Origin of the sequence: Bradyrhizobium commune (genome assembly GCF_015624505.1) — a bacterium.
Lineage (GTDB): Bacteria > Pseudomonadota > Alphaproteobacteria > Rhizobiales > Xanthobacteraceae > Bradyrhizobium > Bradyrhizobium commune.
The window spans coordinates 6,493,714-6,516,873 of sequence record NZ_CP061379.1; the positions used below are offsets into that span (position 1 = coordinate 6,493,714).

General features: G+C 60.2%; 19 protein-coding genes. 8 read left to right on the forward strand and 11 right to left on the reverse strand.

Annotation, left to right across the window (positions count from 1 at the left end):
* Positions 1 to 23: 23 nt before the first annotated feature.
* The 6 genes from IC761_RS30435 to IC761_RS30460 form a co-directional block, all read right to left on the reverse strand.
* Entirely contained in the window at positions 24 to 1,214 is a 1,191-nt protein-coding gene (locus tag IC761_RS30435) for a M20 family metallopeptidase (protein WP_195800338.1), read from the reverse strand.
* Positions 1,215 to 1,482: 268 nt separating this feature from the next.
* Positions 1,483 to 2,532: an extracellular solute-binding protein gene (locus IC761_RS30440; RefSeq protein WP_195800339.1), complete on the reverse strand. Its 1,050-nt coding sequence runs from the start codon at positions 2,530 to 2,532 to the stop codon at positions 1,483 to 1,485.
* A gap of 68 nt (positions 2,533 to 2,600) precedes the next feature.
* Positions 2,601 to 3,689, reverse strand: a complete 1,089-nt coding sequence (locus IC761_RS30445) for an ABC transporter ATP-binding protein (protein WP_195800340.1) — start codon at positions 3,687 to 3,689, stop codon at positions 2,601 to 2,603.
* Between the two features lie 8 nt (positions 3,690 to 3,697).
* A complete protein-coding gene (locus tag IC761_RS30450) occupies positions 3,698 to 4,498 on the reverse strand; it encodes an ABC transporter permease (protein WP_195800341.1) in 801 nt (266 codons plus the stop codon).
* Positions 4,488 to 5,369, reverse strand: a complete 882-nt coding sequence (locus tag IC761_RS30455) for an ABC transporter permease (protein WP_195800342.1) — start codon at positions 5,367 to 5,369, stop codon at positions 4,488 to 4,490. Before IC761_RS30455 ends, IC761_RS30450 begins: the two co-directional genes overlap by 11 nt.
* A gap of 558 nt (positions 5,370 to 5,927) precedes the next feature.
* Positions 5,928 to 6,629, reverse strand: a complete 702-nt coding sequence (locus IC761_RS30460; RefSeq protein ID WP_195800343.1) for an aspartate/glutamate racemase family protein — start codon at positions 6,627 to 6,629, stop codon at positions 5,928 to 5,930.
* 393 nt (positions 6,630 to 7,022) lie between these two features.
* Here IC761_RS30460 and IC761_RS30465 point away from each other — a divergent pair, with 393 nt between their 5' ends.
* A complete protein-coding gene (locus IC761_RS30465) occupies positions 7,023 to 8,678 on the forward strand; it encodes an MFS transporter (protein WP_438265155.1) in 1,656 nt (551 codons plus the stop codon).
* A gap of 355 nt (positions 8,679 to 9,033) precedes the next feature.
* On the opposite strand, the gene qhpR is transcribed toward IC761_RS30465, so the two are convergent.
* A complete protein-coding gene (qhpR, locus tag IC761_RS30470; protein ID WP_195800344.1) occupies positions 9,034 to 9,975 on the reverse strand; it encodes an AraC-like transcriptional regulator QhpR in 942 nt (313 codons plus the stop codon).
* Between the two features lie 339 nt (positions 9,976 to 10,314).
* On the opposite strand from qhpR, the gene IC761_RS36260 reads away from it, so the two are divergent.
* From IC761_RS36260 to IC761_RS30480, 3 genes are read left to right on the forward strand one after another with little or no spacing between them, the layout of a single operon-like run.
* The gene (locus IC761_RS36260) at positions 10,315 to 11,028 is read left to right on the forward strand and encodes an APC family permease (protein ID WP_438265063.1); all 714 of its coding nucleotides are present in this window, start codon (positions 10,315 to 10,317) and stop codon (positions 11,026 to 11,028) included.
* Positions 11,025 to 11,816, forward strand: a complete 792-nt coding sequence (locus IC761_RS36265; protein WP_438265064.1) for an APC family permease — start codon at positions 11,025 to 11,027, stop codon at positions 11,814 to 11,816. Before IC761_RS36260 ends, IC761_RS36265 begins: the two co-directional genes overlap by 4 nt.
* A 52-nt stretch (positions 11,817 to 11,868) precedes the next feature.
* Positions 11,869 to 13,836 carry a primary-amine oxidase gene (locus IC761_RS30480; protein ID WP_195800345.1) on the forward strand — a complete coding sequence of 656 codons (1,968 nt, stop codon included), beginning with the start codon at positions 11,869 to 11,871 and terminating at the stop codon, positions 13,834 to 13,836.
* A gap of 35 nt (positions 13,837 to 13,871) precedes the next feature.
* On the opposite strand, the gene IC761_RS30485 is transcribed toward IC761_RS30480, so the two are convergent.
* A complete protein-coding gene (locus IC761_RS30485) occupies positions 13,872 to 15,101 on the reverse strand; it encodes a M20 family metallo-hydrolase (RefSeq protein ID WP_195800346.1) in 1,230 nt (409 codons plus the stop codon).
* Between the two features lie 66 nt (positions 15,102 to 15,167).
* Entirely contained in the window at positions 15,168 to 16,511 is a 1,344-nt protein-coding gene (locus IC761_RS30490; RefSeq protein ID WP_195800347.1) for an aspartate aminotransferase family protein, read from the reverse strand.
* Positions 16,512 to 16,861: 350 nt separating this feature from the next.
* Here IC761_RS30490 and IC761_RS30495 point away from each other — a divergent pair, with 350 nt between their 5' ends.
* The 3 genes from IC761_RS30495 (at position 16,862) to IC761_RS30505 (ending at position 19,602) form a co-directional block, all read left to right on the forward strand.
* Positions 16,862 to 17,698: a DeoR/GlpR family DNA-binding transcription regulator gene (locus IC761_RS30495; protein ID WP_195800348.1), complete on the forward strand. Its 837-nt coding sequence runs from the start codon at positions 16,862 to 16,864 to the stop codon at positions 17,696 to 17,698.
* Positions 17,699 to 17,711: 13 nt separating this feature from the next.
* Positions 17,712 to 18,743 (forward strand): helix-turn-helix domain-containing protein, encoded by a 1,032-nt coding sequence (locus IC761_RS30500; protein ID WP_195800349.1) that lies wholly within the window; start codon positions 17,712 to 17,714, stop codon positions 18,741 to 18,743.
* An 85-nt stretch (positions 18,744 to 18,828) separates the two neighbouring features.
* Positions 18,829 to 19,602 carry an inositol monophosphatase family protein gene (locus IC761_RS30505; protein WP_195804817.1) on the forward strand — a complete coding sequence of 258 codons (774 nt, stop codon included), beginning with the start codon at positions 18,829 to 18,831 and terminating at the stop codon, positions 19,600 to 19,602.
* Positions 19,603 to 19,635: 33 nt separating this feature from the next.
* Here the strand turns inward: IC761_RS30505 and IC761_RS30510 are convergent, their stop codons facing one another.
* Together IC761_RS30510 and IC761_RS30515 are read right to left on the reverse strand one after the other, a co-directional pair.
* Complete coding sequence (locus IC761_RS30510) at positions 19,636 to 20,592, reverse strand: choline/ethanolamine kinase family protein (protein WP_195800350.1); 957 nt, start codon at positions 20,590 to 20,592, stop codon at positions 19,636 to 19,638.
* The gene (locus IC761_RS30515) at positions 20,589 to 21,470 is read right to left on the reverse strand and encodes a phosphotransferase (protein ID WP_246791376.1); all 882 of its coding nucleotides are present in this window, start codon (positions 21,468 to 21,470) and stop codon (positions 20,589 to 20,591) included. Before IC761_RS30515 ends, IC761_RS30510 begins: the two co-directional genes overlap by 4 nt.
* Before the next feature lie 275 nt (positions 21,471 to 21,745).
* Here IC761_RS30515 and IC761_RS30520 point away from each other — a divergent pair, with 275 nt between their 5' ends.
* Positions 21,746 to 23,152: an amidase gene (locus IC761_RS30520; RefSeq protein ID WP_195800352.1), complete on the forward strand. Its 1,407-nt coding sequence runs from the start codon at positions 21,746 to 21,748 to the stop codon at positions 23,150 to 23,152.
* The last annotated feature ends 8 nt before the right edge of the window (positions 23,153 to 23,160 follow it).

Genomic DNA, 23,160 nt, shown 5'->3' on the forward strand with positions numbered 1-23,160 from the left:
GGGGGAGATCGAACATCGTGGCGCTACGAATTCAGCATTTCCAGACAGTACCGAACCGTCAGTTCGGTTGTCGGAACAAGCAGGTTGTCCGACGCTCCGAAAGTCGGCGTATGCACGCCGGACTGATTGCCCCGTTCTTCGCTACCAAACCAGAAATAGATCGAAGGTACGCAGGCGGAATAGAAGCCGAAGTCATCACTGCCGCCGCCGGCGATCGGCGACTTCTTGTCGGAAAACTTGTCTTCGCCAACCGTCTCGACGACAAGTCGTCGAAAGCGTTCGACCATGTCAGTATCATTTACGACAGGCGGCTCGCCCAATCTGTGGGAAAATTCCGCTTTCCCCCGGTGCATGGCGGCGACGCCTTCCGCTATTTCACGAACGCGCTGAACCAAGAGCGTTCTCCGCTCCGCACTGCTCGTCCTGATCGTGCCCGTCATGGCGACGGAAGGACAAATGATGTTCGTGGCCTCGCCCCCGGCGATCGTGCCGATCGTGATGATCGCACCATCGTCGAAAGGCATTTCGCGCGATACGACTTTCTGGACCTCGTTGATGAACGCGCCTGCCATCGCGATTGCATCCACCCCGGCATGCGGCCTGGCGCCATGTGCCATCGTTCCGATGAGCTTGAGCGCGAATTGATCGGCTGACTTGGTCACTGCGCCTGCGCGTGCACCGTACACGCCGGCGGGCAGATCGGTCTTGACGTGAAAGCCGATGGCAGCATCGAACCCGCTGAGCAAGCCCTCTTCGGCCACCGAACGGCCACCGAGCGGCTCAGCTTCCTCGGCAGGTTGGAAAAACACGCGAAGCTTGCCGGAAAAATTCTCGCGCATCCGGTGGAATGCGAGCGCGGTACCCATGGCGATCGATGCATGCATATCGTGGCCGCAGGCGTGCATCAAACCGGGAACTTGCGAGCGGTAGGACAGGTCGTCTCGCGTTTCCTGGATCGGCAATGCATCGATGTCGCCGCGCACGGCGACGGAACGCCGCGGTCCGTGCGCAGACCCTTCGATGTCGACGTAGAGGCCGGTGTTGTGAAACGTCTTCGCGCCCGAGAGTCCGAATCTCTCCAGAGTTTCGAGGATTCGTTGCCGGGTTTTCCATTCATTGTTGGAAAGCTCCGGCTCGCGATGCATGGCGTGACGCATCTCGATGATTGCGTCTTGCTCGACACCGGAAAGCAGGTTGTTCGCGATTGTTTTCATTGTCACCTCCCCAAGGCGTCGCGTTGAAGCTCAGCTCCTGCGTAGCAGGCAAAGAGCGGCGGAAAGCACCGACTCGTCTGGGTATGGCGCAGCAATGCTGCAACTTTTCTTGCCGACGCGCACATTTGCGGAGACATCTTCTTCCATGGTGGGCGCCAGTGCTGGAACGATCGATTCCTCGCCAGGGGCGCCCAAAAGGCGCCCCAAGTCGAATACGCATGAGGATCCAAGTGTCGACGCTGGACCGATCCACTTGGGCTCGGAGCTGTCAGCTTCTCAGCTCCTTCGTCATCCTCTCTCCGAGCGCTGCGCCTTGCGCCATGAAGGCCTTCCAGTCGATCGGCCTCTTCAATGCCGCCCGCTCCCGAGAATTGATGAGGATGTCCGCTGCCAGATCGCCGAGCGCTACATCGGTCGTCGGTCCGTAGCGGAGCGCTTTCGGTACGGCAAGCATGCCTTGATCGGAAAGAAGCTGATTGATGTAGGCCAGCGCGGCCTCCTTGTTGCGGCAGCCGCGCACGATGTTCGTGTACGACGTGACGGCGTAGATGCCCTCTCGTGCGACAACCGTTTGCAACGGCGTTCCCGATTTCCGCGCCTCATAGGCTCGGCCGTCCCACAACGTCCCGGCCTGCGCCTCACCTTGTGTAAAGGCTTGCAGTTGCGCGACCGAGCTGGGAGGTGTCGCAACGATGTTGTCCTTGGCCGCGGCGATCAGTTTGAAAGCGGGATCCATGTTTGCCAAAGAGCCGCCATTGCCCTCGGCAAGCGCAAGCAGGACCATCCAGCCTGTATAGTTATTGGCGGGCATGGTCGAAACCTTCCCCTTCAAGTCTGGCCGCGCGATGTCCGAAAAGCCGGTCAGAGGCGGCTTGACCGTGTTCGCGTTGTAGACCGGCACGATCGACGCCACGCTGAACGGCGCACCGTAATCGCCGAATTCACGAAAACCCGGAAGCACGCGCGAAAGATTGGAGGCATCCGACGTGCCGAATGTCTCCAATATGCCTCCCGCAATGGCCTGAGGTATGAGCGGGCTGTCAGCCATCAAGAGGTCGATGTGAGGGCTGCTTTTATTGGAAAGAAGCTTTGCGATGTCGGCGGATGGGCTCGAAGGGATATATTCGATCTTGAGGCCTGTGCTTTCTTCGAGGGGCTTCGCCACGCCCTCGATGAGAGCCTTGTCGTAAGTGCCTCCGTAGCCATTGATCCGAAGCGTCACGCCGGAAAACTTCTTCTGCTGAGCATGCACTGCCGGCGCTACGATGGCCGCCAGAGCCGATGCGGCACCTGCCGCGAGAAAGTCCCGTCTTCTCATCAACTCCTCCTCTACTACTTTTGCTTTGCGAAAACTTGGCTGGCGTCGGGCAAAATCTGCCCCGCACGTCATTGAATCGGGGGCACGAAGCGAAGGCCATCCGGGTCGATGGCGATATCGATCTGCTCCCCAGGGTTGGGCTTTTGGCCAACGGGAAACTGGGTATCCATGATCAGCTTGGAGCCGCCGACGCGAAGGTGGAGCCGGGTAAGGGCACCGTGATAGTCACTCGCCTCGACCACCGCGCGGCGCGCGGGTAGCCCCGGCATCTCGTCCGCCTTCTTCACGTTCTCCGGCCTGATGACGGCGGTAATCCTTCCTGCCTGCCCACAAGCTGGCAGGCTCAATCCATCGTCCGTTCTGAACTCTCTTCCGTCGAGACTCTGCCCTTCCAACAGAGAGCACTGTCCGATGAATTCGGCGACGAATCGCGTCGCTGGAGCATCGTAGATCTCCTCTGGACTGCCCACCTGCTCCACCGCGCCTTTGTTCATGACGACGATACGATCGGCCAGTGTGAGGGCCTCGTCCTGATCGTGAGTCACGAAAAGCGTGGTCATTTCCAGACTGCAGATCAGTTTGTGCAGGTCTTCTCGAAGACGTACGCGAAGCTGCGCGTCCAGATTCGAGAAAGGCTCATCGAGAAGAAGCACTTTCGGCTGAAGGGCAAGCGCCCGGGCAAGTGCGACACGTTGTTGCTGACCTCCCGAAAGCTCTCGCGGGTAGCGTTCGGCAAGGTGCTGCAGCTCCACCCGGCGCAGCATATCGCCAACGCGCTTCACCCTTTCCGATCGCTTCATGCCGATATTGACCAGCCCGTACTCGACGTTCTTGGTGACGGTCATGTGTGGAAAGAGAGCGTAGTTCTGAAAAACGATGCCGACGTCACGCTTATATGCGGGAACGCGCGTCACATCCTGGCCTTCGATCAGGATCTCTCCGCTCGTCGGCGAAATAAACCCGGCCAACATGCGTAGCGTCGTCGTCTTGCCGCATCCTGACGGACCGAGAAGACACACCAACTCGCCGCGGCGAATCTCGAGCGAAAAGTCCGGCACAACCGTGTTTGCGCCGTAGTCCTTCCTCAGGTTGCGGAAGGACACGATCGTTTCGCGCCGCTGGCTGGACGCACGTGCATCTTGAACAAGAGTGTGCATGTTTCTCCTTAAATGATGGACTTTGGTCCCGAGATGCGGTCGGCGATCAAAATGGCCACTAATGTGAAGACGATAACGACTGAGGACACGGCGGCAACGAGCGGATCTACGGTTTGCTCGACGTAGGCCAATACCTGGACTGGAAGGGTGACATTACCTCCGGCGCCCAAAAAGACCGAGAGGCTGACATTTCCGAAGGATGTGACGAATGCGAACACACCAGCGGAAATTATTGCCGGCACCAGCAGCGGGATCGTTACTGTTCTCAAGATCGTCGCCGGTGTTGCTCGCAAGCTCATTGCGGCCTGCTCGAGATTGCGATCGAACAACACCATGCCGGCCGATAGCGTGCGGACCACATAGGGAAGCGTCACGACCACATGTCCGATGAGCAGGCCAAGGAAAGTTTGACTTAGGCCGATCCAGACTTGCAGCTGCATCAACCCCAAGCCGAGGACCACCGCCGGGATTAGCAGCGGAGAGAGCATCAGACCTCGCATTAGCTCTCGACCAGAAAACTCGTACCGCTCGATTGCGAAGGCTGCTGCGAAACCAAACAGAAGAGACAGCACTGTCGCGAGCGCCGCCACCTTCAGACTCAGAGTCAATGAATCGATGAAGAGCGAGCTATCCCAGAACGCGTAGTACCAGCGCAGCGAGAAGCCGGTCGGCGGGAAACGCATCGCGTCCCCCGACGTGAAGGACGTCGCGACGACGATGACGGCGGGAAGGATGAGCGTAAGATATACGAGCACACGAACCAGCTTGCCCACCGCAGCCAATATTCTGTCGACAGCGTCACCGAACATGGAGGCCTCTCGTGAGCGGACGAATGATTGTCGCGTTCAGCGCCGCCATCAGTCCGAACCCTACGGCGAGCAGAATGAAAGCCATTGCGGCACCAAACGGCCAATTGGATGTGCTCAGGATTTGATCATAGATGAATCCACCAACCATTTGAGCACGTGGACCGCCAACCAATCGCGGAGTCACAAATGCAGAGACGGCCATGACGAAAATGAGTGACAATCCTGCCAGGATGCCTGGCGTCGAGAGAGGAATGATCACTTTGATGAACGTCCTCGCTCGATTTGCGCGCAGGCTGGTGGAAGCTTGCTCGAGAACGGGATCTATCTGCATGACGACATTCATCACCGAGAGGATCATGAACGGCAAGAACTGCTGAATCAGAACGATCACGACTGCGGTACGATTGAAGAGAAGGTGCTGCGGACTCGACACGATGCCCAGCGACACGAGCAAACTGTTGATCAGTCCCTGTCGCCCTAGCAACACGATCCATCCGAACACGACCACCACCAGGCTCAGCGTCAAAGGGACGATCACCATCAGCATGCGCAAGCGACGTTTGGCCGGTGGGTGGCGAGCGAGAGAATAGCCAACGGGGAAGCCAAGGATCAGGCAGCCAAGGCAGACGATCAACGCATACGCCACGGTCTCCCCAAGCACCGACAAGTACAGGGAGTCGCCAAAGAACTTCGCATACTGAGCGAGCGAGTAACCTTCTGCTCCGATGGTCGTGTTGCCAGGATAGAAGCTTATCCGCAGGACGATGCCGGCTGGGATCAACAGAAACACGAGAAGGGTCAGCGATGCCGGCGCCAAGAGTGGCAACCAGTATTTTTTTCCGCCTTCCGGCTCAGTTGCGGACGATTTCATGCCGTGTCCTCGGAGAAGTCATTGAACCAGCGCTTATCCATCGTGCGTTGCACTCAGGTGCGCTTCCTGGCCGCCGTGGTCTCAATCGTCACGTCGCGACCGTCAGAGGTTAACCCCGTGAGATCGATGAAAATCTGTAAAATTGTTGGAAATCGCGCAGGATTTCTGCGCATATTTCAGGCCAGCGCAGCATTCAGGCTGAAATGCAGGCTCTGGCGCGAGGTGGAAAACGCTGGGCACATGCCGTCGAACAGTCGAAACGAGGCTGGGAAGATGCGATTGCCAGAAGCCGAAAATCCAGCGTCCGACCGCTCTTCAGCCAGTCTGGCGGAAGCAACTTTCGGGCCGGTTCAGGATTTTGGTTTCGAATGCATCAGAAAGTTGATGCGCGCTTGCGCGAGGTCCCCCTCCCGCGACGATATCGTCCAGCTCGCCCTACGCCCAAAGCAGCGACGGGGCCCCGGACCACCCGTCGCGGTGAACCACCACTCCCCCACTCCCTCGAACCCAAGCACGGTCATCGACCGCACGAAAGCAACTACCCTTCGTGCCAAAGTTTCAGTCGAGGGCAGCAACGGTCGCGCGGCACAGGCTCACGATGTCGTAGACCGGCAGTCCGCTAAGACGACGGATGGCGGGCGCGACAATCGGGAATCCTGCGCACTCGAGCAAAATCGCAGCGATCTCCGGGTGCGCCGTGCGGAGGCGTCCAACACATTTTTCCACGTCCGATTCGATGCTGGCAACGCTGGTCGCTGGCACGGGACGCTTCATTTCATTGTGCCAGAACTCTCCGCCTTCGATTCCGCCGATCACAATTCGCCCGCGCTGCGCCGCGTTTTCGACACCGAGCAGATCCTCGCTGCAATGCGCAGAATCATACGTCAGCACCGCGATCTTCGCGGACGACGGCAGCTGGCGCAGCAATGTCGAAATCAATAACAGGCTCGACATCACCACGGGGACGTTCACTGCCGCCGCGATCGCCGCCTGATGCCGGATCGAAAAGCCGCAATTCGAGCTGATCGCGATGGCACCTCGCCCAACGAGACGCTGAGCCGCCCGAACATAAGGCAGCTCGAGCGAGGGATCGCCGCGGACGACGTTCTCGACCCAAGCCCCAGGTACCGTCTCGAAAATGATCGGGCACTCGAATGTATCGGGATGGCGTAATGACCCAAGGCTTGGCGCGGGGCGAGGAGCATCGGGCGGCAGACCACGCTCGAGTTCCAGGATGCCAAGAGAGCGACGGCTTGCCATGCGATCCTCCGGAGAGTTGCCCTAAGAATTGTCACGGGTGAGAGCATAGACAGGTTCGAAGCCGGCTTTTCGCCAATACTGCGCGGGTGGCGCGTAAATCCTGCGCGAAATCGGGCATGGCAGCACTATTTCGACTCCATCTAGCTGGAGGCGACCAGAATAACTTTGGCCCCTTCGAGGGATCGATGCCGGTCTCTTGATGCGTACACATCGCGACGAAACGCCGGAATACGGCAAGCTTTCCCTGCAATAGGCCGAAATTCTGCGCAAGATGTCGGTATCGCTCCTACTTCCGCGGTTCATAGTGGAATAATCTCGGCCCAAGCGACAGCAATCGCCCGCCGATAAACCGGAGCAATGCTGGCGTACTTCGTGAAAGATGACTTGGAAGTTATGAACAAGGTGATGCGTACAAATACGCACGCGATCTCATCGGCACAGTTTTCACCCCTCAAAAATAGAACGTTCCGTGCCATCTGGCTCGCCGGACTGGTATCCGGGCTCGGTTGGCTGATCCAGACGATCGCCATGAGTTGGCTTATGGCGACAATCTCATCATCGAACCTGATGGTCGCACTCGTCCAGGCCGCAACGACTTTGCCTCCGTTCCTCCTTTCGGTCGTTGCCGGCGCGATCGTCGACAACTTCGACCGCCGTAAAGTCATGTTGATTGCGCGATGCTTGATGACTGCAGCAGGTGCCACACTGACTACCGTGGTCGCCGTGGGCTTTCTCGATCCTTGGGTCATTCTTGGCTTCAGCTTTTTGGCTGGCTGTGGGATCGCGTTCAACGACCCTGCCTGGCAGGCCTCGGTCGGCGATATCGTAGACAGGCGCGATCTTCCTGCAGCCATCACGCTGACTTCTGTCGGCTTCAATACGATCCGTAGTATCGGACCAGCGCTTGGAGGCATCATCCTTGCTTCATTTGGGCCCCTTACAGCCTTCGCTGTCTATACACTTTGCCTGGCTGTGCCATTGATCGTGGTATGGCGCTGCAGGTGGCAGGTTCGTACATCGTCTCTACCACGCGAGCCGCTGACCACTGCGATTTGCGACGGCGTCCGTTTCGGTGCGATGTCAGCGGAAATAATGTCAGCAATTGTACGCGGCATCCTTTTTGGCTTGGCGGGAATCGCGGTACTCGCGCTCCTCCCTTTGGTCGTTCGTGACCATTTGCAGGGTGGGCCAGTCGCCTACGGAGCCCTGATGGCCGGCTTCGGCGGCGGTGCTCTTTTGGCCGGCTTCTTTTCCGGCTTCTTGAGGCGAATTTTGCCTGAGGAAGGTCTACTGAAATTGGCATGCTTCGCCTGTGCGGCATGTTCGGTATCGTTGGCGCTAACCTCTTCTTTTTCAGTGGCGGCGGTCGCTCTCACCTCGGGCGGGGCAGGATGGGTTATTGGCTGGTCCGGGACCAACATAAGTGTTCAATGGTCAAGCCCGCGCTGGATCGTCGGCCGCACAATCTCGATCTACTATGCACTGACGAATGGTGGCATAGCGATAGGCAGCTGGCTCTGGGGAGCGACAGCTGAAAACTATTCTTTGACAGCGGCGTTGGAAGGCTCGGCCGGAGCTTTGTTGCTTGTTGCCGCTATTGGCATCCTCTTGCCTATCCACGAGCGCGTTGAAGCTGATATTGCTCCTTCAGAAGCGGTTCATATCCCTGCGGTCGCTCTTGATCTGGAGCCGCGCAGCGGTCCGATCATGATCAAGGTCGACTATGTAATACCGCCGGAAAAACTGGAGGCTTTTTTGGGCCTGATGAGCCAGCGCCGCCGCGTGCAGAGTCGCATCGGCGCGCGCCAATGGACCCTGTTGCGCAACCTTCAAGACCCTTCTCGGTGGACCGAAACATTTCGTACGGCGACCTGGGCCGATTATCTGCGGCTGAAGCATCGCCTGACAACCGCGGACAAACAACTCGATGAGCGCGTTTTTCAGCTGCACGCAGGCGTACTTCCTCCATCGATAGATCTCTCGATCGAGCGACCGACAACACCAATTCGGAAGACCGTTCCATTGCGGCCCGATATCCCCCAGCTATGATTTCGAGGTCCAACCGGTAGCAGCGACGACATCAGTTGAACATCGGGGCCGGCCTCCCCTTCCCCTACCACTCGTCGGCGATCCCACTGACTATTGGTCAGCTTCGATATCTTGCTCGCCAACGCAAAAAGCTGGAGCGTGTCCAGCGAGATCTGGATCGTACGATCCAAGCCATCCTGGACGATGTGCCCGGCGCTCAGCACAAAGACAAAATTGGTTGTCTTGATGCCCGCGAGGCAGACCTGACTGAGCTGCTGGCAAACATTGAAGAGCCACCGCCTCTTCTGCATTCGAACATGGCGGAGATCTACCGCCGCGGCCACATGCGGCGTAAGATTCACACTGCCCGAGCGACCTATCTGGCAGCGATCCTTTCCCGCCTGCGGAATTCACCCGGCGACTCACCCGTCTGGAGCTTGAATCCCCGGGAAAACGCACTTGTCTCGCTGTAACCAAGATGAAGCGCCACTGAAGTTACCGGCAGGCTGCTCTCAGCCAGCATGCACCTGGCGATCCGCGAACGCACGCGATTACGGATGTCCAGATAGCTGATATCGCAAGCGGCGAGCTTGCGCTGAAATGAACGCTCGCTCATGCCAAAGTCGGCGGCCACGGCCTCGATGTCCGTGACGTCGGATCGACACAGCGATGATGCGACCCACGCCTCGATGCTTGCGATGAAATCGAGCTGCCTGGTTCGAAGCGCCATTGTGCCGGCAAGTTCGGCCTCAAGCCTGGCATGCAGGTTTTCATCGGCGTCGCGCAGCGGCCGGGTCAATAGTCTGGCGGGGAAGATCAGCGCATTCTCGCGCTTCTCGAAACGCAGCGGGCAATCGAACTGCTGCCTGTAAAATGGCAGGTCGTCGCCTGCGGCATGCTCGAACTCAACGCAGCTTGGTTGCCAATCGGACCCCAGGAAGTTCGCCAGCATGGAATATTCCAGGGCAAGCGTGAAACCCGCATCCTGGACCCGGAAACGAACCGCGTGGTCGGAGATCACATAGGCCAGCCGCGCCTGACCATCGCTGACCGAAAGGGTACTGTGCGTGTCAGTCTGAATGCTGCCGAAATAGCGCGTGAACTTTTCAAGCGCGTCACCCACGGTTCTCGCCGTCTGCATCAGACGACTGACCGGGCCGATCGACGACAACCTGCATTCCTTGCCGAGTTCGAGGCCAAGCGTACTGTTGCCGAATTCGCAAGCCGCCGTCTCCAGCATCGACGTGAATGCAACCAGCGGCAACATGCCCTGCGGATCCTGCAACATCGCATGTGGAATGCCGACACGGGCATTCACGCCGCAAGCACCTGGACGCCGCCTCGCCAGCACAACGAGGAGCTCCTGCGCGGCAGACGCCGTGATAGTTCCTGATCCAGACATCTCCACCATTGCTAAGATCAAGTGCCTCGAGGTTCCCAGGATCGAAATCTAGCAAAAACTGCGCCAATGACAGCGGATTGCCCTTGAGACCACTCACATTGGTGGGCTTCTCGCGGAGCGTTTGGCGCCTACTGTCAATCCCGACAGCCCCGGGCATGCATAGTGTCATGGCGACGACCCCGCCTGGGCGTCAGCCGGGGCCTGCGCACCAGCGCCGGTTCCGGGCGGATCCAGGAAAGCCAGATTGGAGCAGACTTGACGGCAAACTTGGCAGCAAACCTGGAGGCTCCCAACCAGTTGCGGCGCAACGCTGTCGGCGTCGCACACGTCGTGTTTTTCGTGGTCGCGGCGGCCGCTCCCCTGACGGCCGTGGCCGGCGTCACGCCCGCAGCGTTTGCCTATGGCAACGGTCCCGGCGTTCCCGGCACGTTTCTGCTGGTTGGCGTTCTTTATCTGCTGTTCAGCGTCGGCTTTACCGCGATGAGCAAATTCATCAGCAGCGCAGGCGGGTTTTATCCCTACATCACGGCCGGTCTCGGCCGGCCAGCCGGCGCGCTGATCGCGCAGATCGCGCAGATCGCGCTTGCGACCTACAACGCGATCGATATCGCGGTCTATGGCCTGTTTGGCTTTTTTGCCAACGATATCATCAAGTCGCAGGGCGGGCCCGATATCGCCTGGCGGATTTATGCTTTCGGCCTGGGCATCGCGGTTTATTTTTGCGGCACCCGCAATATCGCATTCAGCGGCAAGGTGCTTGGCTTCTGCATGATCGCGGAAATCGCCATCCTTCTGCTGCTCGCATTGGCAATTCTTGCAAATGGCGGCGGCCCTGAATCGATCCACGCGGCCCCATTTGGATCGCAGGCGATCTTCGCCAAGGACTTCGGCGTCGCGCTGGTGTTCGTCGTGTCCTCCTTTATCGGCATCCTTTATCGGCATCCTTTATCGGCATCGAGGCGACCGTGATCTTCGGTGAAGAGGCCCGCGACCCGCGCCGAACCATTCCGAAGGCCACGTACATTGCTGTGAGTCTGATTGCCGTGTTCTACGCGTTCTCCACCTGGGTGATCGCCTTTCACTACGGCCCGTCAAACATCCAGGCTGAGGCCAACGCGCATACTACGACGATCTATATAAGTGCGATTCGAACGCTGCTCGGGCCGGTGCTCGCCCTGATCATGAATGCCCTGCTGCTGACCAGTATTTTCGCGTGTGCGCTGTCGTTCCACAACACCATCAACCGCTACTTCTACGCCATTGGCCACGAGGGGCTGATGTGGAGCGGCCTCGCCCGCACCAACGGCTATCATGGAGCATCGCACGTGGCCGGCGCAATTCAAACTGCACTGGCGATGGGCGTCACCGCCGTTTTCGCCATCACTAGGCACGACCCATACGCGGTCGTCGTGGCGTGGATGGGAACGTTTTCGAGCCTCGGGATCTCGGTCATCCAGGTGATCGTATCGATCGCCGCGATCGTTTTTTTCCGGAAAGATCCGCGCGGCCTTGGCATTTTTCACCGATTGATCGCGCCGGGGCTGAGCGCACTCGGCCTCGGCGCCTGCCTCGTGGTGATGGCGGTCAATCTCGCCGTCGTCAGCGGTTCAGACTCTCTGGTCGTGGACTGCTTTCCAGCGATACAGGCGGCGATCGGCGCGGCGGGTTTGGCTTCTCCGTCTGGACCAGATTCCGTCGTCCCGCGGTCTATGCGAATCTCGGTCGCGCCTTTGAATGAACGATTGAGAACGTCCTAACGTAAAGCGATGCGTCCGTTCTGTGCTTGGCGCATCAGACAATGGAGACATCATGAGCGTTACAGCCGAACTGGATCATTGCTGCGCTGCATCTTCGCCGACAGCGGCCGAGGCCCTCGCCGTGAAGCATCCGCTGCAGGCTTTGACGCCGGCAGAGATCATCCGCGTTGCGGCCATCGTCAACAGCGATCCGCCCTACGGAACCGATACGCGATTCGAGACGATCGAACTGTACGAACCCGAAAAATTGGTGGCGCGCGATTTCAAGCCGGGAATGCCGATCAGCCGGCGCGCGCGTGTCAACGTCTTCAGCACGGCGAAAATCGGCGTCACGCGATTGGTGGTTTCACTGGACAGCAACGAGATCGTGTCGCGGAAGGAAGTGCCGACGGCACGGCCGACGATTCAACTCGAGCAGTTCCTCGCCATCGAAGGTATTGTGCGACAGGACCCCGAGTTCATCGCCGGCTGTGCCAGGCGCGGCATCACCGACATGACGACTGTGTGTATCGATCCCTGGTCGGCCGGCAACTTCTCGATTCCTGGCGAAGAAGGCCGGCACCTGTGCCACGTCTTTGCCTGGCTGCGCCTGCGCGAGAACGAGAATTTCTACGCTCACCCGATCGAGGGCCTCAATGCAGTGATCGACCTCAAGACCTGGGAAGTGATCCGGGTCGACGATCACGGCGTCATCCCCATCCCCATGAAAGAGGCCAATTACGAGCGAGAATTTGTCCAGAGCAAGCGCAAGCCGTTGAAGCCGATTGACGTGGTGCAGCCGGAGGGCGTCAATTTCAGGCTCGACGGCAATCAGCTGTCCTGGGACAAATGGCGCTTCGTCATCGGCTTCAACGCGCGGGAATCGCTGACCTTGCACGACATCAGCTACGACGGGCGGCCGATCATGCACCGCGCCTCGCTGGTCGAGATGGTGGTGCCCTATGGCAGCCCGACCAACGGCCATTTTCGCAAGAACGTGTTCGACATCGGCGAATACGGCATCGGAAAGCTCGCAAACTCGCTGACGCTCGGTTGCGACTGCCTAGGTGCGATCGAGTATCTCGACGTCCACCTCAACACCATGAACGGCGATGTCTCGACGATCGAAAAGGCGATCTGCATCCACGAGGAGGATTCCGGCCTGCTGTGGAAGCACTGGGATTTCCGCACGGATCGTGCCGAAGTGCGGCGCGCACGAAAGCTCGTTGTTTCCTGCATCTGCACGGTCGGCAACTACGAATATGCCCTGTACTGGTATTTTCACATCGATGGCACGATCGAATTCGAGATGAAGGCGACCGGCATCATCAATACCGCGGCCTGCATCCCGGGTCAGCCCGGAAAATATGCCCGAGAGGTCATGCCCGGCGTGGTCGGTCACATCCACCAGCACATTTTCTGCGCGCGGCTTGATGTGGCCATCGATGGCGATCAGAACAGCTTCGTCGAGTGCAATACGGTCGCTGAGCCCGAGGGTCCCGACAACCCGTACGGCAATGCGTTCTATGAAGAACAGACCTTGCTCACGACGGAACGCACCGCGGCACGCAAGGCCAACGCGGCGAGTCAGCGCTACTGGAAGGTCATCAACCCGAACAAGACCAACTATGCCGGCTCGCCCACGGGCTACAAGCTCGACGCGATGAATTGCGTGACCCCCTTTGTCAACGCCAACTCGCCCTCCGGGAAGCGTGCCAGCTTCGTCCAGAACCACGTATGGGTCACGGCATTCGACACCGAGCAGCGTTACCCCGCGGGCGAATATATGAACCACTCCGACGGCAGCGGCGGTCTGGCCGATTTCATCGCCAACGACCGTCCCATCGACAACACCGATATCGTGCTTTGGCACGTCTTCGGCCTGCATCATCCGGTCCGGATCGAAGACTTCCCGGTGCAGCCTTGCGTCACCACGGGCTTCAAGCTGACGCCATCGGGGTTCTTCAATGGCAACCCCTGCATCGACCTTCCTCCGGAGGTCAACCAGGCGAGCTGCTACGCCATGCCGGAACGAAGCTGATACTCACTGCACCACGTGAATATAGCCGTGGCACTTCAACTTTCCCTCGTGGTGACCATCCGCCACAGGGTTTCGACCAGCACGGCATAGCCCTTGTCGAGCGCCTCTGGTGCAGTGAATTCTCGCGGATTGTGACTGAGCCCACCCCGGCTCGGGACAAATATGAGCGAAGCTGGAATGCGCTTCTGGATCGCTAATGCGTCGTGCCCCGTGACGGTCTTCAGTGTCAGGGCCTTGCAGCCGAGATCGCTGGCGGCCGCCAGGACCAGTTCGACGCCAGCTGGATCGAGCAAGGACGCCGATCTCCTCTCGTCGGCGGCGATCGAAATGTCGACTCCAATTTCGCGCGACTCGCGTTCGATCCGTTTCAGAAAACGGTCGCTGATGGCAAAGACCACGGCTTCGTCTTCATGCCTGATCTCGAACCACACCCGAACACGGCCGGCGACCACATTCGGCGAATTCGGGTAAACGCTGATGCGCGCTGCGGAAGCATGTGCGCCCGCATTTTCGCGCGCGACCTCGACGTAGAGGGCTTCGATCGCGCGGGCTGATGCGCGCAAGGCATCGCGGCGCAGTGCCATCGGCGTCGGGCCAGTATGAGAATAATCCCCCTCGAACACGACCGATATCTTGCGGGTCATCCAGGCGCCGGAAACCGCGGCAATGTCCCCCGCCGCTTGCTCCAGGCGATCGCCTTGCTCCACGTGAAGCTCCACATAGCGCACAGGACGATGCTCGAGCGGCGTGATGCCACAATAGCCGATCACAGCCAGCGCATCGCCCAATGTGACGCCGTCGCTATCGGCGCAGGCATACGCATCCTGCAAGCTCAAGCCGCCGGCGAAAACCGAGCTGCCGGTCAGGCTTGGCTGGAAACGGGCCCCCTCCTCATTCGTCCAGTTCGCGACAGCCAGGTTACGCCGTGCGGCGCCAGGATTAGCAAGGCAGCGATCCCTGACCGCTTCAACCGCAAGAAGCCCCGCCAGCACGCCATAGGCACCATCGTATCGGCCACCTGTCGGCTGGGAATCGAGGTGCGAGCCGGTGATCACTATCTCGTCCGTCGCAGGTTCAAGAACCGCGACGCCAAACATGTTACCGATCGCATCGGTCCTCGGGACAAGGCCCCGATTGCCGATCTCGCGCAGAAATAGATTTCGCGCCTCCTTGTCGAGGGCCGTCACCGCAAGCCTGCAGACCCCGCCATCCTCCGTCGCGCCGATGGCCGCGAAACTTGCAATGAGATCGTTCAACGCGGTCATGTTCGCTCCAGATATACGATCAAGTTCTTCGGTCTCGTCTGGCGAAGTTGCCTTTCAGCGGACCCTTTAAGCCAGAGGGATCGCGCGCAACTCCTCGTCGCAGGCGGCGATGAAGATGTCGGCGTGGTCCTTGCCGAAACATAGCGGCGGGCGAATCTTGAGCGTACTGCCGAAGGGGCCGGCGGCGCCAATCAGAATGCCGCGCTGGCGCAGGCGGTTGATCAGCTGGCTTGCGAGTTCCGGCGCCGGTTCCTTGGTTTCGCGGTCGCGCACGAGCTCGAGACCAATGAACAGCCCGGCGCCGCGCACATCCCCGATCTCGATGTGGCGATTGCCGATGTCACGCAGTCCATCCAGAAGATGGCGGCCGACCTCCCGCGCATTCTGCATCAGGCCCTCCTCCTCGATCACGTCGAGCACGGCAAGCCCGGCCGCCGCGGCCACCGGATTGCCGCCGAACGTGTTGAAGTACTTCACCTCTTCAGCGAAGCGATCGAGCAGCGGTGCCCTCATGGCGACGCCTCCCATCGGAAAGCCGTTGCCCATGGGCTTGCCCATCGTCACGATGTCGGGGACGACGCCGTGTCGCGCGAAGCCCCACATCGCCGCGCCCGTGCGCCCGAATCCGGGCTGCACTTCGTCGGCGATGAACAACCCCTGGCGCTCGTGGACGAGCTTCACGGTCGGCGCCAGGAAGCCGGCCGGATCGGCATAGACGCCGTCGCTCGAAAAAATCGTGTCCACCAGCAGCCCGGCGAACCCGACACCCGTTTGCTCGAGGTCGTCGATTGCAGCTGCAACGCTGTCGGCGAAGCTCTTGCCGGGATCGCCGACCGGGTTACGGAACATCTCAGGCACGGGCACCACTCGCACATGAGGCGGCAATGGCTGGCCGGGACGTGAAGACGGCGACACGTCAGTCACGGCCGTGGTGTTACCATGATAGGCGGTCTCGGTGACGATGAAGCCGGCCCGGCCGGTTGCAACCTTCGCGATCCGCAGCGCGAGATCGTTGGCTTCGCTGCCGGTGCACGTCAGCACCACATGGTCGATCTCGGGCGGAAACGTCGCCAGCAGACGCTCCGCATAAGCATCGACGACATCGTTGAGATAGCGCGTGTGCGTGTTGAGCACGCCGACCTGTCGGCGGATGGCCTCGACGACACGCGGATGCGAATGCCCGACCGAGGGCACGTTGTTATAGAGATCGAGATAGCGGCGGCCCTCGACGTCGAACATATAGACGCCTTCCGCGCGCTCCATCCGGATCGGCTCCTGGTAAAACAGGACCGAGGCTTTGCCGAAGGATCGCAGGCGTCGTTGCATCGCCTCCCCGAGCTCGGTGTCCATCGAGGACGCACGGCTCTGGTCAAAGGCGTTCAACGCCAGAATCTCTCTTTCCTTCTGCATCGCCCGCCTCCTCCGACCCACGCCTGCGCAAGCCCAAGCAGTTGCTGCAGCGATCGTGCCGCAGCCATTCCACGACTAAGTTGGAGAAATGTGCGAATTCCCACAATAACAAGCGGGTCAGAGGCAAAAGACATCGGAGCGTCAGACACACAGCCGCGCGCAACCCTAGATGATCTATAAACTTCAATGGCTTGCATACAACGAAGCGACGCCTTGCGAAAATAGTAGGCAATCGACCGCTCAAAATTTGAGGGACTTGCCACAAACTTGGTGTGGTTTCCCAACCTACCTTGAGAAAGGATCGCTGCTGCCGACGACCGGATCCGTCAGGGATCGGTGAGGACAGCTGAATGACGAGCGAGCGGTTACAAACCAGCGACGTCCCACAGGCCGACAAGCGGCAGCGAAAGGCCGATGGCGATCGCCTCACGAAGATCGCGCGGCACAAGCACATCATCTCGCAACTCACCGCCGCTCCCACTCTGCGGGCCTCCGAGATTGCGGCCGTGCTTGGCGTCTCCGGCGAAACCATACGCCGCGACCTCGTGGAGCTTCAGGAACAGAAGCTCATCAATCGCACCTATGGCGGCGCCTCTCGTCCGTTCGCGCTCGAACCCGCCCTCACCGACCGCAAGGCGATCATGATCGCCGAACGCGAAGCGATCGCCGCCGTGATCGCCGACCTCGTTCTGCCGAACGAAGTCCTGATGCTCGCCGCCGGCGCCACGACATTCCATATCGCGCGACGGCTGGCTTCGCGCGCGCGCGACATCACGGTCATCACGCACGACTATGCAATTGCGGGCGCGCTCGCCGTGAATTCGTCGATCCGAGTGCTCTGCTGCCCGGGCCGCTATCACCCGACCGAGGGCTACGTGTTCGGTACCCAGACAATCGCCAACATCAACAGCTATGAGGCCAACCGCGCCATCGTGAGCGCGACCGGCATCAGCGCCCGTGGCGCGAACGATGCGGATGATGAGGCCGGCGCCATCTATGGCGCGATGCTGAAGCGCGCCGCGGAAGCGATCCTCGTCGCCGATCACAGCAAGTTCGACCAGCGCGCGCTGACCGTGTTCGCGCATTGGACCGATATCGACCGTCTGGTTACCGATCGGCAACCGGAAGGATCTCTGGCAACTGCACTCCGTGAGGCCGGAACGGAGTTGATCGTTGCCCAACCCTGAGAAAGACCGAACCATGGCACGCCTCACCTCTCTTGCTGCCCGCGAGGAGCATACCTGCCTTGATGGTCATGAGGATAAGGGCCCGGTACTGCATCGGCGAACCCGGATCGGACGCTTGGATCTTGAACTCATCGAGCCGGGCTGGGCCTTTGCTCGTAAGTGGGAACGGGCTGCCCATGTGACTGATGCATCCTATGTGCTCGCGTTGCCTCTGACGGGATGCGTGGCCTTCAGCCAGGACGGCCGGGTCGGCACTGCCCGACCCGGCGAATATGTCCTGCTCAGCGAACTCGCCTTCTACGAACTGTCTTCGGATAAGACGGCGCGCTTTTTGGTGCTGCGGATCCCCGCCGTGGAATTGCGCGGGCGGCTCGTCTCGATCGAAGACCACATCAGCCGACGCTTCAAGCCGAACGAACGGATGACCCGCCTGCTGGCCGGAATGATCGGAAGCGTCGCCGAACTCTTCATCGACTGCCCGCCGCCCAATCCACAGGCGCTTGCAACTGAAATCGTCGGCTTCGTGGCGCTGACGATCGGATCGGAAGACCGGGGTGCCGCCACCGACGTCCGCAACGCACGCTATCATCTGCGTCGCCGGATCGTCGACTTCATCGAAAGCAATCTCAGCGACCAGTCGCTGTCACCGAAGAAAATCGCGGCCAGCAGCCGCATCTCGCTAAGCTATCTCTACAGTCTGTTCAACGACAATGAGACGACGGTCAGCCAGTTCGTCCAGACCAAGCGGCTGCAGCGGGCCTATGAAATCCTGGTCGCCGATCCGAAGGGCCATCGCACCGTATCCGAGGTTGCCTACGAAGTCGGCTTCAAGAACGTGTCGCATTTCTCGCGCTGTTTCAGCCGTCATTTCAAGATCGCGCCGCGTGACGCTCGCCAGACGCCCGCGGCCGCGCAGCAGGCGGGCACAAACGTGCGCCCTGCGCAGCCGAAAGGATCGTCCTCGCCACAAATCGCTTCCTCGCGCAACGCCTTTGACTCCCCGTATTGGGACGTCCGCAAGCAACCGCTTCACGAGACGTTCTAGGGACCATCTTCTCGAGGCCAGGCGTCGCGCTCCCTGTGCGCCGACGTGCTTTTTCCTGGAGAAACCATTGGACGAAATTCAAGACATGATATCGGCGGGCGAGCTCGCTTCGTTCTTCCATGAACTTGCCGACGTCGCTGGCCGGATTGCATTGCCTCATTTCCGCTCCAGCGTCGATTTCGAGCGCAAGGAGGATCTGACGCCGGTGACGATCGCCGATCGTGCGATCGAGGTGGAATTGCGACGCCTGATCAGCTCGCGCTTCCCCGATCACGGCATCCTTGGCGAGGAGATGGGATCGACCTTGGGCGATCGCTATACCTGGTATCTCGATCCGATCGACGGGACGAAAAGCTTCATCTCGGGAATGCCGCTGTTCGGTACGCTTGTGGCGCTCGCCGACGAGCGCGAGGGTGTGGTTGTCGCCGGCATGATCGACATGCCTGCGCTCGCCGAACGGTGGTACGGCACGCCACGCGGCGCCACCTTCAACGGCAAGCCGGCCAAGGTGAGCCGCACGGTGAAATTGGAAGACGCACAGATCTACACATCGTCGCCGGATTTCTTTACGCCGCAGGACTGGGCCCGCTACGACGTGCTGAGCAAAAAAGCCATGTTTCGGCGATTTGGCGGCGACTGCTACCAGTATGGGCTGTTGGCATCCGGCCACTGCGATCTCGTCGTCGAAACGTCGCTCAAGTCGTTCGATTTCATGGCATTGATCCCCGTGATCGAAGGTGCCGGCGGGATCATACGCGATTGGGATGGGCGGCCGCTCACGCCCGACTCGGACGGACGCGTGATCGCTGCTGCGAACGAAAGCCTGCTGAAACAGGCCTTGGCCGTCTTGAAGCAATAATTGCGAGAGGCCCGCCGGGCCGGTCGGCGCGCCTCACACCAGCCGCAACCAGCCATCCCAGCGCGGGTCATACATCACGTCGTGGGCGCGCATGTATTTCCAGACGCCATACTTCTGATAGTCGAAATCCCAGCTGTTGAGCTTGCGGTTGACGACCGCCCATGAGGCCCATTTCATGTCCGCGAGCGCACGGTTGAGGATGACGCGCGCGATCATCTGCGGACGAACTTCGCCCAGATATTGCTCGATAAGAGTTTCCGTCAGCTTCTCGTCAAAGAACATTTCGGCAAACAGCACGCCGAGCTCGTAGCTGCGCTCATTGTTGGAGGCAAATTCGTAGTCGATCAGCTTCATCGGCTTGGGTTCGCCGGCTTCCGCTGAAATGAGGAAATTTCCCGGCATGGGGTCGTTGAAACACGGTACAAGATCGAGGCCCGATGCCAGGAAGGCGGCCTTGGCCTGATTGTAGCGGTGCATGAGCCAGGGCATGTCTTGCGGAAAATGTGCGCCAAGCTCCTTGCCCTGCTCGATATGTTCCTCGATCATGTCAAAGATCGTTTTGGTCTGGCCGAGCTTTGGGCCGCCGTGCAAGCGGCGGTAGAGATTGAGAACGTCGGACTGGATGCCGGGATCACCGAAATCAGCGTTGGTACAGGCGCGATAGCCCTCCAGAAATTCGCTGATCTCCAGCCCGTCCGCCGCGTCGAAGAAGATAACTTCCGGTCCAACATCCATGGCGTGGGCATTGCGCGCGGCCTCGTTGGCGGTCACGCGATCGATGAACATCTCCGAGCCCTCGCCGGGCACCTTGACGAAATAGCGGCGGCCGTCGCCGGAAATCTCGACCAGCCAGTTCTGGTTCGACAGGCCGCCGACCAGCGGCGCATAGGCGGCCGCCTTGCCGCGCCATTGCGGTACGCGAGCAATTGCAGCTTCGACATTGCGTTCGTGGACCGTGGTCCCCTCGCCGAGTTGTCTGCGAACGGTCATGCGAGCCTCCGAAGCATTTCGCCGAAGCGCGGCTCCCGGACCGCCATGCGGCAACGCACGAAGCGCCAACTGGCAAATTTGTAGAACTCGAGCGTATTGCGGGCCGACCTGGCAGCGAGCAGCGCGCCGATCAGTCCCCAGCGCAGATCATCCGCCACGCCATAAATGCGCGCCCGATTGAACGCACCTTCCTCGAATGCGCCGGCATTTCGAATGAAAGCGTCGCGCGCCTCGGGCTCTTGGGCAAAGGCCTCGACGAGGAAACTGCCGATATCCTCCAGCGGGTCTGCCGTCGTCGCGCGGTCCCAGTCGATCAAACGTATCTCACCGGCATCGCTGATCAGAATGTTCGAGACGTTGCCATCGCCGTGGATCGGTACCGGAGTGATATCAAGTTCCCCGAAGGCATCCGCCGCAAAGCGTAACTCCTTGACCATCCATTCGGCGTCCAAAGGCAGTTGGGCGTTCGCTGCCATCGCCGCGGTATAAAAATCCTCGATCTCGTCAAAAACGCTCTTGCGCCGCGGAAGCGGTTGTCCTGTCTGGAACAGACGCCGGGCCGCAATGACGGCGTCGACGATTTTGGGCTCCAGCATCCGCTCCAGGGTGCCGACCCGCCAACCTCGGTTGAGGTCCTCCATCACCAGATGGCCAGCCTTCGCATCAGCCAAGAGCACCTTCGGGCCAATGCCGAGGTCGGATGCGCGCTGGGCTGATTCAAAAGCACAGGCTACGTCGATATAGAGCTCGGCATCGCGATCCATGCGCTTGATGAAGATGCTTTCATCGCTTCCCTTCCGGGTGGCGCGCCAGGGAAAGCCGTCGACACCGCGCCAGCTCGGCGACGCCAGAACCGGTATGGCGGGCTCAATCACCATGTCACCAGATCCCCATCCCGGGAGACCGGCAATGTGGCTTCGGATCGTAGCTAGTTCCGTTCCAGATGAACTCATGGCGACGTCTGATCTCGCGTGCTTGTTCGGCCGACTTTCGTGCCCGCCAAATTTGATCAAGACAGATTTTGATCAAGACAGATGCAAAAGGGATGCCTCGCGCTCCACCAAATCGTGCCCTTGGAGCAGCGGCCCTACCCTAACGCAGGCTATTTTCGCTATCCGGACAGTGATCCTTGACGCCACCATTTGGGGCCTACATGTCTGCTGCAGAACTGATCGGGATGAACCTTGCCGAGCTGACAGAGGCTTACGCCTCGCGCGCATTGTCACCTGTTGAGGTCTTGCGGACCACCCTCAGCCATGCCGAGGAGGTCAATACCGCGATCAACGCCCTGTTCTCCTTCCGTCCGGAGCAGGCCTTGGCCAGCGCGCAACAGTCGGAAGCACGATGGAAGTCCGGGGCTGCGCTGGGCCCGCTCGACGGCGTCCCGATGACCGTCAAGGACAGCGTCGCCATGATCGGCTGGCCCTACTTTCACGGTATCGGGGCCAACCGCGCCCTGCCGCCCTCGAACTACGATTCACCGCCGGCGCTCGCGCTGCACGAAGCCGGCGCGGTGATCTTTGCAAAAGCCACCATGCCGGATTGTGGCCTGATGGCATCCGGCATCAGCTCGCTGCACGGCATCACCCGCAATCCCTGGGGCCTCGCCTGGAACACCGGCGGCTCGTCCGCCGGCGCCGGCGCCTCCGTTGCGGGCGGTGCCGGATATGTCTCGGTCGGAACTGACATCGCGGGCTCCGTTCGCCTTCCAGCAGCGCATTGCGGACTGGCCGGACTGAAACCGACCCACGGACGCGTGCCGCATCTGCCGGCCGACACCATGCGCATGGCGGGTCCCATGGGCCGTAGCGTCGATGATATTGCCCGCCTCCTGACCGTACTGACGCGGCAGGACGAACGCGACACATGGAGCCTTCCCGCGGACGGCGTGCGCTACCACGAGCGCCTCAAGTGCGATGTGAAGGGCCTGAAGATCGGCGTCCTCACCGACATGGGTTTTGGCATGAAGCCCGAAGCGGTCGTACGCGAGACCGTCGAGGCCGCCGGCAAGCTGCTCGCCGACGCAGGCGCCGTCGTCGAGCCCTTTGTCTCGCCACTCGACTATGACGCCTACGAGGCCATCGACCTGTTCCTTCAGGTCCGCGGCTATCTCGAATACACGTCGCTGCCCCCACACAGCGACACTGCACGCGACATCAATCCTTATGTTCGCGCGTGGTCCCTCGGCGGAGCGAAGCACTCCGGCACAGACCTTTACCGGGCACTGGGCCGGATCGCCAAGATGAAGGCGGCGCTGCTGGCGGCCTTCGAAGGCTGGGACTATGTCATTTCACCGACGTTGCCGGTGGTGAATTTTCCAGCGGAGGAGCCGGGTGTCTCCCGCGACATGCCGCTCGCGCACACACACTTCGCCGCCATGTTCAACCAGACCTGCCAGCCCGCCTCAACGGTCTGCATGGCATTCGACTCCCGCCATCTGCCAATCGGCGTGCAGGTTATCGGCCATCGCTTCGATGATCTCGGCGTGCTCCAGGTGACCAAGGCGCTCGAAGATATGCGCACCGTCAAGATGGACTGGCCGTTCAAGCCAAGGGCCTGACAATAAAA